Origin of the sequence: Lentzea aerocolonigenes (assembly GCF_000955955.1) — a bacterium.
Classification (GTDB): domain Bacteria; phylum Actinomycetota; class Actinomycetes; order Mycobacteriales; family Pseudonocardiaceae; genus Lentzea; species Lentzea aerocolonigenes_A.
Genome location: NZ_JYJG01000516.1, coordinates 1 through 11084, shown reverse-complemented (window position 1 = coordinate 11084; position 11084 = coordinate 1). Strand labels below are relative to the sequence as shown.

General features: G+C 69.6%; 9 protein-coding genes. 7 read left to right on the top strand and 2 right to left on the bottom strand.

What is annotated here, in order from left to right; genetic code table 11:
- Positions 1 to 27: 27 nt before the first annotated feature.
- Positions 28 to 2730 carry a hypothetical protein gene (locus UK23_RS45515; RefSeq protein ID WP_045318078.1) on the bottom strand — a complete coding sequence of 901 codons (2703 nt, stop codon included), beginning with the start codon at positions 2728 to 2730 and terminating at the stop codon, positions 28 to 30.
- On the bottom strand, positions 2727 to 4490 hold the full coding sequence (locus UK23_RS45510) for an HSP90 family protein (protein ID WP_045318079.1): 1764 nt from the start codon (positions 4488 to 4490) through the stop codon (positions 2727 to 2729). Before UK23_RS45510 ends, UK23_RS45515 begins: the two co-directional genes overlap by 4 nt.
- Before the next feature lie 148 nt (positions 4491 to 4638).
- On the opposite strand from UK23_RS45510, the gene pheS reads away from it, so the two are divergent.
- The 7 genes from pheS to UK23_RS45475 all read left to right on the top strand — a co-directional run bounded on the left by pheS (position 4639) and on the right by UK23_RS45475 (position 10965).
- Positions 4639 to 5706 (top strand): phenylalanine--tRNA ligase subunit alpha, encoded by a 1068-nt coding sequence (pheS, locus tag UK23_RS45505; RefSeq protein ID WP_045318077.1) that lies wholly within the window; start codon positions 4639 to 4641, stop codon positions 5704 to 5706.
- A gap of 4 nt (positions 5707 to 5710) precedes the next feature.
- A complete protein-coding gene (gene pheT, locus UK23_RS45500; protein ID WP_045318076.1) occupies positions 5711 to 8188 on the top strand; it encodes a phenylalanine--tRNA ligase subunit beta in 2478 nt (825 codons plus the stop codon).
- A gap of 359 nt (positions 8189 to 8547) precedes the next feature.
- The gene (locus UK23_RS45495) at positions 8548 to 8991 is read left to right on the top strand and encodes a hypothetical protein (RefSeq protein WP_045318075.1); all 444 of its coding nucleotides are present in this window, start codon (positions 8548 to 8550) and stop codon (positions 8989 to 8991) included.
- A 3-nt stretch (positions 8992 to 8994) separates the two neighbouring features.
- Positions 8995 to 9384 carry a hypothetical protein gene (locus UK23_RS45490; RefSeq protein ID WP_045318074.1) on the top strand — a complete coding sequence of 130 codons (390 nt, stop codon included), beginning with the start codon at positions 8995 to 8997 and terminating at the stop codon, positions 9382 to 9384.
- Positions 9381 to 9842, top strand: a complete 462-nt coding sequence (locus tag UK23_RS45485; RefSeq protein WP_045318073.1) for a hypothetical protein — start codon at positions 9381 to 9383, stop codon at positions 9840 to 9842. The genes UK23_RS45490 and UK23_RS45485 overlap by 4 nt, the downstream gene beginning before the upstream one ends.
- Positions 9842 to 10186 carry a hypothetical protein gene (locus UK23_RS45480; protein WP_045318072.1) on the top strand — a complete coding sequence of 115 codons (345 nt, stop codon included), beginning with the start codon at positions 9842 to 9844 and terminating at the stop codon, positions 10184 to 10186. The genes UK23_RS45485 and UK23_RS45480 overlap by 1 nt, the downstream gene beginning before the upstream one ends.
- Before the next feature lie 281 nt (positions 10187 to 10467).
- On the top strand, positions 10468 to 10965 hold the full coding sequence (locus UK23_RS45475; RefSeq protein WP_045318071.1) for a hypothetical protein: 498 nt from the start codon (positions 10468 to 10470) through the stop codon (positions 10963 to 10965).
- The last annotated feature ends 119 nt before the right edge of the window (positions 10966 to 11084 follow it).

The following is an 11084-nucleotide window of genomic DNA, read 5'->3' as shown; positions in this document are numbered from 1 at the left end:
CATCGACCCCGGACTTCGATACAGGCCCTAATCCAGCCGGGCGGTCAGCTCGCGCACCAGCGGGTCGGTGCCAGACGGCTTGTTCTGGCGCTGCAACGCCTCCGACAGCACCGAAAGCACGTTTCCGACCTGGGCGTCGTCGGGCAGCAGCGATGCCGCCCGGCGTGCCTCGGCCTCCGCGCCCTCGGCGTCGTCCGCGCCCAGCAGCACGTGCGCCGCCCGCAGCACGATGAACACCCGCCAGCCCTCGTCGCCCAGCGACACCACCATCGCCTCGGCGTCGCGGTAGTTCTTCATCGCCAGCGCGAACTCGCCGGCCTGCCCGTGCACCCACGCGCGGATCGCGACGATCTCGGCCTGCCGCCGCGTCACCTCGGCCGGATCCTCCAGCAACGAGAGCAGCGACTCGGCCTCGTCCACGGCCGCGCGCGTCTCCTGGACGTCCTCGTCCGGCAACGCCGACGCCAGCTCGATCAGCGAGCCGATCGCCTCCGAGATGTCACCCTCCTGCTGCCACAAGCCGGCGGCCGCGCGCCACGACGCGATGGCCTCCTCGTGCTTGTGCGCGCGGGCCTGCACCGAGGCGAGCGCGTCCAGCAGGAACGCCCGCCTGCCGACCTCCTCGGGAGGCAGCAACGACGACGCCTCGCGCAGATTCCGTTCGGCAGCAGGGAGTTCGCCCAGCCTGCGGCACACCTGCCCGAGCCGGAACACCACCTGCAACCGCAGGTCCTCCTGGCCGTCCTGGAGCAGCCGCAGCGACTCCTCCAGCACCTCGGCCGCCTCGACGAACCGGTCCGTCTGCACGTACCCGCCGCTCAGCGCGAAGCAGAAGTGCGCGGTGTGTCCAGCCGACAGGTGCACCCGTGAGATCGCCACGGCGTCACGCAGGTCGGACAGGCAGGCGGCTTCCTGGTCCAGCTCCTGGATCGACGCCACCTGGTACCAGCGCGCCTCGGCGGCTTCCGGCAGCGGGAACGCCGACACGAACGCCCGCGCCGTCGCCATCGCGTCGTCCACCCGGCGCAGCAAGGTCTCCAGCCGCAGCTGCAACCGGAAGCCCTCGAAGCGCGCGCTCACCGGCAGCGAGCCCGCCATGGCCGCCAAGATGTCCGTGTAGGCACCTTCGAGATCCTGTTGCCGCGCACGGTGTTCGGCAGCTTCGACCAGCACCCGGCCGCGCAGCTCCGGAACGTCCAAAGAGGACGCCAGAGCGAGCATCTCCGAAGCCGCCTCGTGCGAGTGCGCGTCGTCGAGCAGTTCGGCCAGCGTCAACGCCGCGACCGACCGGGTGAAGTCGGACTCGGCCTCGGCCAGGCACCGCTCGGCGATCTCCTGCCCGCCCTCCACGCCGATCGCCATCCGCGCCCGGTACCGCAGCGCGAGATCGTGCGGCAGCGCGGAGAGCAGCGCGTCGAACTCGTCGGGGGAGTACGGCACCAACCCCGTCGTCATCCGCCGGATACCGGCGTGCGCGGCGAGATCGGGCGGCAGCAACGAGTCCATGTCCGCGGGCAGCGAGTCGAGCATCCGCCGCGCCTTCACGAAGTCGCCCTGCTCGTACAGCGTCACCATGGCCTCGGCGATCTCGACGGGATCGCCGAACACCACCGGCTCCTCAGGCACCGCGACGACAGGCGCCGCGGGAACCGCCAGCGGCACAGCGGGGTAGTCGGGGTGCTCCAACGCCTCCGACACCCGCGTGACCCACGCCGAGGTCCCGTTCCGCGCGTCGAACGCCCGAGCCAGCTCCAGGGCCCGCGCAGAAAGCCGCTTCAGCAACGCGGCAGCCGTCAACGTGCCCACTGAAGGCACCTCGAACTCCACATCCGAAGGAAGGCGTTGCAGCAGAACGGAAGCAGACTGCGCGAACGACATCTCGTCCGCGGGCAGCTGCACCGCGGTCACCTTGTGCAGCGACCGCCGCAGGATCTCCTCGCCGCGTGCGATGTTCCCGGTCAGCGCGCAGAACCGGATGTGCTCGTGCACGTACGACGTGATGTCGTCTTCCTTGATCGACCGGTACGCGGTCGTGTGCGCGTGCGCGGCCCGCTCGACGTCGCCGATCTCCAGCAACGGCCACAGCAGCGCGGTCAGGATCCCCTGCGGCTGTGTGGAACAGCCGGTCTCACCCGACAGCCCCTCCCAGCCGTGCGCGGCGGCCTCCTGGAACCGGCCGAGCCGCGCCAGCATCCAGACCTGCTCCTCGACCACGCACGCCGCGCAGTCCGCCATCGGCCCGCGCTCGGTCGCCAGGTACTTCCCGAGATGCTCGGCGAGACCGGCCATGTCACCGACGTGGTACGCGTGCTCGGCCCGCGCCCCGTGCACCGGCTGCACCGAGTACCCGCGCTGCCCGTAGCGGTCCGCGAGCTGCCTGATCACCGACTGCATCTGGTCCAGCGAGAAGCGGGGATCACGCCGCAGTCCGCTGCCGATCCACTTGTGCGCCCAGTCGAGCCGGTGCCGCTCGTTGTCGTCGAACGACTCCGGGTGCTTCTCCTGCGCGGTCAGCGCCCAGGCGAACGGCGCGAGCATCAGGTCGTAGCGCGAGAGGTAGTACGCCGAGTCCAGCAACGCGATCCGGCACGACACCCCGAGCGGCGTGTGCCCCAGCGCGTCCGACATGCGCGCGGCCCGTTCCAGCGCCTCGTGCTTCGGCATGCCCGTCGGCATGTTGTACGCCTCGATGAACGCTCTTTCGGCGTCCTCGTTGGTGAAGTCGCTCATCGTCCCCCCACAGCACGGTCCAGAAGTTCCAGGAACGAGCGGTTGAGCGCCGCCGTGTCCTTCGGTCGCATCGCCCGCCGCGCCTGCAGAACGGCGTGCACGTACAGAGATTCCAAAGTCAGCTCGACGAGTGCCGGGTCGGTCAGCCGCGCCAGCCGCTGCACGAGCGGGTTGCGGCAGTTGAGCACCAGCTGCTCCGGCCGCGCCGAACCCGAGTCGGCCGTGAGCTGGCCCAGCAACTCGGCCCACAACGGGTCCGAGACCTCCTCCGCGGTCTGCTCGGTGTCGAGCTTGCGCTGCTGCTCGGCGTTGCTGATCAGCAACGCGGGCAACGAGACCGGGTCGAAGTCGCGGATCACCGCGTCGCAGTCGTGCCGGTCCAGTGCCGCCGCGCCCTCGGACAGCCGCAACCGCAACGCCGTCTCGATGTCCGGCTCCGGGTCGGCCAGCGCCGCCAGCAGCTCGGTCGGCGCCACCCGGCGGGCGATGGACGGACCGTCCAACGCGCTCAGCCTGTTCAGCAGCTCCAGGTCGTAGGCGTAGCCGGCGTTCACCAGCCCCAGCCCCTGCGCGGCCGCGACCGGCGCCAGCTGGTGGAACTCGTCGACGTCCGGGATGTAGAGGATCGCGCCGTGCTTGCGCCGGAACTGCCGCAGCGGCACCGCGCCGTCCGTCGTCTCGAACGGCAGCCAGCGCTCGACCAGCCGCAGCATCTCGTCGTCGGACCGCGCCAGCGACTTGATCCCGAGGTGGTGCGCGGCCAGCAGCTCACCGGCGCGGCGCGGCTCGATCGCGTCCAGCCTGATCAGCCAGTCGCGGATCTGCTCGCCGAGCTCTTCGCGGACCGCCAGCAGCATCTCGTCCTGGTACAGCGACTCCCGTGACGCCGTCGGCCGGATCGCGGACGCGTCGACCACGCACCGCACGAAGTAGGCCCAGTCCGGCAGCAGGCCTTCGACGTTGTCACCGACCAGCATCCGCTTCAGGTAGACCCGGTGCGTCTGCCGCGTCCCGGGATGCACGCCCTCGGGCAGCACGAACGCGACGCCGGTCAGCCCAGCGGCCTCGACCTCGATCGGAATCGCCTCGAACGGCTTGAACCCGAAGACCTGCTCGCAGTACGCGGAAAGATCGGCGTCTTCCCCGTCATCGGCACTGTCCCACGGCCGCTCGCCCCGCGTCACCGCAACGCCGTCCAGCGTCACGACGGCCGGGAGCAGATCGCCGTAGTCCGTCACCAACGGCCGCACGACGTCCGCTTCGAGCCAGTGCTCGTTGCCGCGCGAAGCAGCCAGCACGACCGTCGTGCCGATCGGCACCTCATCGTCCACAACGGAAACCGTGTAGTTCCCGGAGGAGTCCGCTTCCCACCGGACGCCAGGACCACCGCGCGCGGACCGGGTGATGACTGTCACGGAAGAAGCGACGAGGAAGCACGACAGCATGCCGACGCCGAACTGGCCGAGGAACCCCTCGCGGGCAAACCCCAGCTCATCGCGCTTCGAGGTGCGGCCGAGCGTCGACAGCAGCTCGTGCACCTCGTCCTCGGTGAGCCCCACGCCGGTGTCGGTGATCCTCAGCTCCGGACCGCACGTGATCGTCACCTCGGCCGGGCAGGACGGGTCGAGCTCACGCCGTGCCGTGATCGCGTCGACGGCGTTCTGCAGCAGTTCGCGCACGTAGACGCGAGGGGAGCTGTAGAGGTGGTGGCTGAGCAGGTCGATGATGCCGCGCAGGTCGACGCGGAATGTGTGCGACATGATGCCGCCCATCCTAGGGACGCACGAGGGGCCAGTGCCGCCCTTTAACGGAACGTCCGGGAGCGGTCAAGACCGCACCCACTAGGATCGGTCTGTTGATTACCTGATGTCCACGGGTGGAATTAAGACTGGGAGCTGTTGTCCAACCATGTCCGGAGCCAACGACCCGTACGACCCCAAGGAGGTCGCGGCGCTGTCGGCCGAGAACCTCGACGCGGCCGTGCAGAAGGCGCGCGAGGCGTTCGCCGGAGCTGCCGACCTCGAGGCGCTCGCCTCGGTCAAGCCGGGCCACCTCGGTGACCGGTCGCCCGTGCTGCTGGCCCGCCGCGAGATCGGTGCACTGCCGCCCAAGGCGAAGGCCGAGGCCGGCAAGCGGGTGAACGAGGCGCAGTCCGCGATCAAGACCGCGTTCGACGAGCGCCACGCCGTGCTCCAGGTCGAACGCGACGAGCGGGTGCTGCGCGAGGAGTCCGTCGACGTCACGCTGCCCTGGGACCGCTTCCCCCGCGGCGCGCGCCACCCGATCACCACCCTCGCCGAGCGCATCGGCGACGTCTTCGTGGCCATGGGCTACGAGATCGCCGAGGGGCCCGAGCTCGAGACCGAGTGGTTCAACTTCGACGCGCTGAACTTCGGCAAGGACCACCCGGCCCGCTCGATGCAGGACACGTTCTACATCGCGCCCGCCGACTCCGCGCTGGTCCTGCGCACGCACACCTCGCCGGTGCAGGCCCGCACGCTGCTGGACCGCGAGCCTCCGGTGTACATCGTGTGCCCCGGCCGCACGTTCCGCACCGACGAGCTGGACGCGACGCACACCCCGGTGTTCCACCAGGTCGAGGGCCTCGCGGTCGACAAGGGCCTGACGATGGGCCACCTCAAGGGCACCCTGGACGCCTTCGCGCGCGCCATGTTCGGCGAGGACTCGAAGACCCGTCTGCGCCCGAGCTTCTTCCCCTTCACCGAGCCGTCGGCCGAGGTCGACGTGTGGTTCCCGGAGAAGAAGGGCGGCGCCGGCTGGGTCGAGTGGGGCGGCTGCGGCATGGTCAACCCCAACGTCCTGCGCGCCACCGGCGTCGACCCGGACGTCTACTCCGGCTTCGCGTTCGGCATGGGCCTCGAGCGCACCCTGCAGTTCCGCAACGGTCTTCCCGACATGCGCGACATGGTCGAGGGCGACATCCGCTTCACCCAGCCATTCGGAACGGAGGCCTGATCCGGTGCGCATTCCGGTCAGCTGGCTGGTCGAACACCTCGGTTTCGACGAAGTCCCCACACCCGACGAGCTCGCCGACGCGTTCACCCGCATCGGCATCGAGGTCGAGGAGGTGAGCCCGCTCGGTCCCGTGACCGGCCCGATCGTCGCCGGTCGCGTCGTCGCCATCGAGGAGCTCACCGAGTTCAAGAAGCCGATCCGCTACTGCCAGGTCGAGGTCGGCCCTGAGCAGGTCAACAACATCATCTGCGGCGCCACGAACTTCGTCGAGGGCGACTCGGTCGTCGTCGCGCTGCCCGGCGCCGTGCTGCCAGGTGGCTTCGAGATCGCCGAGCGCAAGACGTACGGCCGTGTGTCGCAGGGCATGATCTGCGCCTCCGACGAACTCGGCATCGGCGACGACCACTCCGGCATCCTCGTGCTGCCCACCGGTACCTCGCAGCCCGGCGACGACGCGCTGGAACTGCTCGGTCTCACCGACACGGTCATCGAGCTCGCGCCGACCCCGGACCGCGGCTACGCGTTCTCGGTCCGCGGCCTGGCCCGCGAGATCGCCTGCGCGCTGGACGTGCCGTTCGGCGACCCCGGTGTGGTCGAGATCCCCGAGGCCGAGGGCGAGGTGTGGCCGGTCCACATCGAGGACCGCACCGGCTGCTCGCGGTTCGTGGCTCGCCGCGTCACGGGTGTCGACCCGACCGCGCCGACGCCGTGGTGGATGCGCCGCCGCCTGATGCTCGCGGGCATGCGTTCCATCTCGCTGCCGGTCGACATCACGAACTACGTGATGCTCGAACTGGGCCAGCCGCTGCACGCGTTCGACGCCGCCTCCATCCAGGGTGCGTTGAAGGTCCGGCGCGCGGTCGCCGGCGAGAAGCTGACGACGCTGGACGACTCGGTGCGCGCTCTCGACCCCGACGACATCGTGATCGCCGACGACTCCGGTGTGATCTCGCTGGCCGGTGTCATGGGTGGTGCTTCGACGGAGGTCCAGGACTCGTCCTCGGACATCCTGCTGGAGGCCGCGAACTGGGACCCGGCGTCGATCGCGCGCACGGTCCGCCGGCACAAGCTCCCGTCCGAGGCCGCGAAGCGCTTCGAGCGGACTGTCGATCCGGCTCTCGCGCCGGTGGCTCTGGAGCGGGCTGCGAAGCTGCTCAACCACTACGCCGAAGGCCAGATCAAGCCGGGCCGCACCGACGTCGGTGTGCCGACGCTGCCCGAGGCCGTGTCGATGCCGATCGACCTGCCGGACCGCGTCGCGGGCGTTCGTTATGCCCGTGGAGTCACGGCTCGCCGTCTCGGCCAGATCGGCTGCCAGGTCTCGGTGACCACGTCGGACGACGGCCAGACGATCGTCACGGCCGTGCCGCCGACGTGGCGTGCGGACCTCGTGCAGCCCGCCGACCTGGTGGAGGAGGTGCTGCGTCTCGAGGGCTACGACACGATTCCCTCGACGCTGCCGCCCGCTCCCGCCGGTCGTGGCCTGACCGAGCAGCAGCGCCGTCGCCGCACGGTGTGGCGCACGCTGGCCGAGGACGGTTTCGTCGAGGTCAAGCCGTTCCCGTTCATCGACCCGTCGGTGTTCGACAGCTTCGGTCTTGCCGCGGACGACATCCGCCGCAACACCGTCGGCGTGCTGAACCCGTTGGAGGCGGACAAGAACGTCCTCGCGACGACGCTGCTCCCGGGGCTGCTGGAGACGTTGCAGCGCAACCTGGCCCGTGGTGCCAAGGACGTCGCGCTGTACAACGTCGCCCAGGTGACCTTGCCGCGCGCGCAACAGGTCCCGGTGCCGTCGCTGGGCGTCGACCGCCGCCCGACCGAGGCCGAGGTGGCCTCGCTGCTGGCCGCACTGCCGCAGCAGCCGCTGCACGTCGCGGGTGTGCTCACGGGCCACCGCGAGCTGGCCGGTTGGTGGGGCAAGGGCCGCATCGCCGAATGGTCGGACGCCGTCGAGGCGGCGCGCCGAGTCGGCCAGGCGTACGGGGTTTCCCTGCGCGTCGTGGCGTCGGATCTGCTGCCGTGGCACCCCGGTCGGTGCGCTGAGCTGCGTGTCGGCGACTGGCCCGTCGGTCACGCCGGCGAGCTGCACCCGAAGGTGGTCGAGGCGCTCGGCCTGCCCAAGCGGACCGTGGCGTTCGAGCTCGACCTGGACGCGCTGCCGCTGGACGACCACCGCCCGGCCCCGATGGTGTCGGCGTACCCGCCGGTGCTGCTGGACGTGGCACTGGTCGTGGACGCCTCGGTTCCGGTGCAGTCGGTGTCCGAGGTGCTCGGCTCGTCCGCGGGCGACCTGCTGGAGGACATCCGCCTGTTCGACGTCTACACGGGCGAGCAGGTGGGCGAGGGCAAGAAGTCGCTCGCGTACTCCCTGCGGTTCCGCGCGCCGGACCGCACCCTGACGGTCGAGGAGGCGACGTCGGCCCGTGACGCGGCCGTCGCCGCCGCAGGCGAACGTCTGGGCGCTGCTCTGCGCGCCTGAGTTCTCGACGACGGCGGTCACGACGGGTAATTCGTCGGGGCCGCCGTTTTCGTTGCTCCCCGCGATTCCGCGCGTGAGCGCGCAACCCTGATACAGACCCAGCGACAAAATAGCTGTCTTATCTCCACGCGCCTCCGATCTGTTACACTGGGTGAGACCCGAGATTCTTCGAGAATCTTGGGTTTTTTCGCGTAAGGAACGCGCTGACCTCTAGTCCGCGTACGCGAGTAACCGATCCATGCCGGTTGACAACAGTGCCGCGAGGGTCATTCTTCTGGTGTCTTGTGCACGCTGTGTAGTGATTGAACGTTCTTCAAACTTGGTGCCGTACCCACCGAGCACCACCCAGGGAGAACGAAATGCGCAAGCGCACCGCAGTCATCGCAGGGGTCGCAGTCCTCGCCATCGGCGGCGGGGTCGCCTACGCGGCGTGGTCGAGCACCGGCTCCGGTACCGGCACCGTCAGCTCCACCACGAGCGCCAACTCGGCCATCACCCCGGTCAGCGGCTCCGGCCTGTACCCCGGCGTCACGGTCGACGTCGTCGTCAGCATCGACAACCCGAACGACTACGCGGTGAAGGTCAACTCCATCGCCGACAGCTCGTCCAACGTGAACGGCGGCTGCGCGGCCGGGACCGTCACCACGACGTCCACCGGCACCGACTTCGCCCCGGTGATCGCGGCGCACGGCAGCCAGCAGTACACCCTCAAGGCCAAGATGAACGCCGACGCCGCGGACGCCTGCAAGAGCATCACGTTCACCGTGCCGCTGAGCGCTCAGCTCGTCTCCGCCGCGAGCTGATCGATGCGCCGCGCCCTGATCGTCATCGCCACGCTGCTGGTCCTCTCGCCGATGTCCAGCGCGGCCGACAACCCGGCCAAGGCGTTCACGATCGCGGACGCCGGCACCGCGACGGGGTTGGTCCCCGGTGGGACGGTGACCCGGAAAGTCCGGGTCACCAACCCCAACAACCAGGACATCAAGGTCACCGGCCTGACCACCTCGGTCGGGCGGCCCTCCACCTCCTGCCCCGCGAACGCCGTGACGGTCGACCCGCTCTCCATCCCGTTCGTCATCGCCAAGAACGCTTCCGCCGACGTGTCGCTGACCGTCCGGATGGCCGCCTCGGCACCCAACGCCTGCAGAAACCTCACCTTCCCCCTCACCTACTCGGGAACGGCGATCAAGCCATGATCAGCTTCAGGGAACTCGCCCGCCGGCGGTACGTGCGCCGAGGCGTCATCGTCTTCGCGGTCATGACGGCCGCGCTGGGCTCGGGGGTCGCCTATGCGGCGTGGACGAGTTCCGGCACCGGCAGTGCCACCACCAAGGCGGGCACCGCACAGGCTCCGGTGGTGGCGGGCGGCGCCGTCACCACCGGTCTCCTCTACCCCGGCGGCACCGGCGACGCGGTCGTCACGGTGTCGAACCCCAACCCCTACCCGGTGACCGTCACGTCCGTCGCCCCGAACGGTGCCGCGACCTGCAGCGTGACGTTCACCCAGCGGTTCCCGGGCACGGCACTGGCCGCCAACAGCGCCCCGGTCGCGATCACGCTCACCGGCGCGGTGGCGATGGGCGCGAACGCGGCGAACTCCTGTCAGGGCGCCTCGATCGACGTTCCCGTGCTCGTCACGATCGCGAGCGCGTGATGCGGGCCGTGATCGCGGGTGCCGCGGTGCTGTGCCTCGTCGCGGCACCGGCGGCGCAGGCGGCCTGGCAGACCTCCGCGCCGGGCACGGGCAAGGCCGTGGCCGGACAGCTCGTCGCGCTGACGCCGATCACGTGCACCGGCACGACAGTGCGGTGGACCGCGGTCGGAGGCCCGGCCACGTACTCCGTCTACTTCGCCAACGGCAACAACTACCCGGCCACACCAGACGTGGTGACCGGGAATACCTCCGCCACGGCACCGGGTAAGGTCAACGTCCTCATCAAGGCAGCCGTGGGCACGTGGTCCACCCAAGCCGAGTCGGCCGGAAAGATTTGTTCCTGATAATTCGCTCGATCGGCTGAGTCCCGGAGATCGGGATTTGGGATCAAACCAGCAGGTGGTAGCCCTGCGTAGCTGTCAAGGTGCCAAAAGTCCTTCATTACACGGGGAAATCGGCGCCCGTCAGACGCTTGCGCAGTACGTGAAGCTTCTCCAAGATTGTCGACGCGGCCCGTTGGGGCCGAGGGGCGAAGCGATGAACCACCGGGCGAGTTGGTCGCCGGTCCGGTGGGGAGCTAGAGGCGAACCCACCGCCTGGAGCAACAACTCTGGAGAGTTGCGCCATGCGTAGTCTGGGTCCGCGCCTTGAGATCGCCGTGTCGTTGACGATTCTCATGGTCGGCGCGGCCGTCGTCGCGGCCATGCACCTGACGTGGCCAGACCCGCAGGAACCTGCCATGGCCTACTCCGTGAGCTCCGGCGAGTCGGACATGCTGCAGCTCAAGCCGTTTGAAATCAACGACATCTCCGGCGCGGCGGTGGAACTTCGACCGGGCGCGGAGGGTGAGCGCAAGGTGCGGCTGTCCAACCCGAACCCGGTCGACATCATCGTCGAAAGCCTGTCCGCGGTTCCCGGTCAGCCGCTCGACGCCACCCAGCAGCGCGTCGAGGGGTGCCCTGCCGGAGTGCTGACGGTCGTGCCGCTCACCGACGTCGTGGAGATCCCGGCCGGAGGAGCGGTCGAGGTCACGATGAAGGTCCAGGTCGCGCAGGACGTCCCGAACGCGTGCGCCGAGCTGGTCTTCCCGCTCACCTACTCGGGTCGCGCGAAACACGCATAGCAAGCGCGAGCGGAGGTTCGCGGAATCCGTGCGGTGCTCCAGCTTGGCAGGGTCACGGGTGACCTCACGTGCTTCCCCAGCATGCGATCAACCCCTAGTAGTGCTTTGTCGGGTCAGCA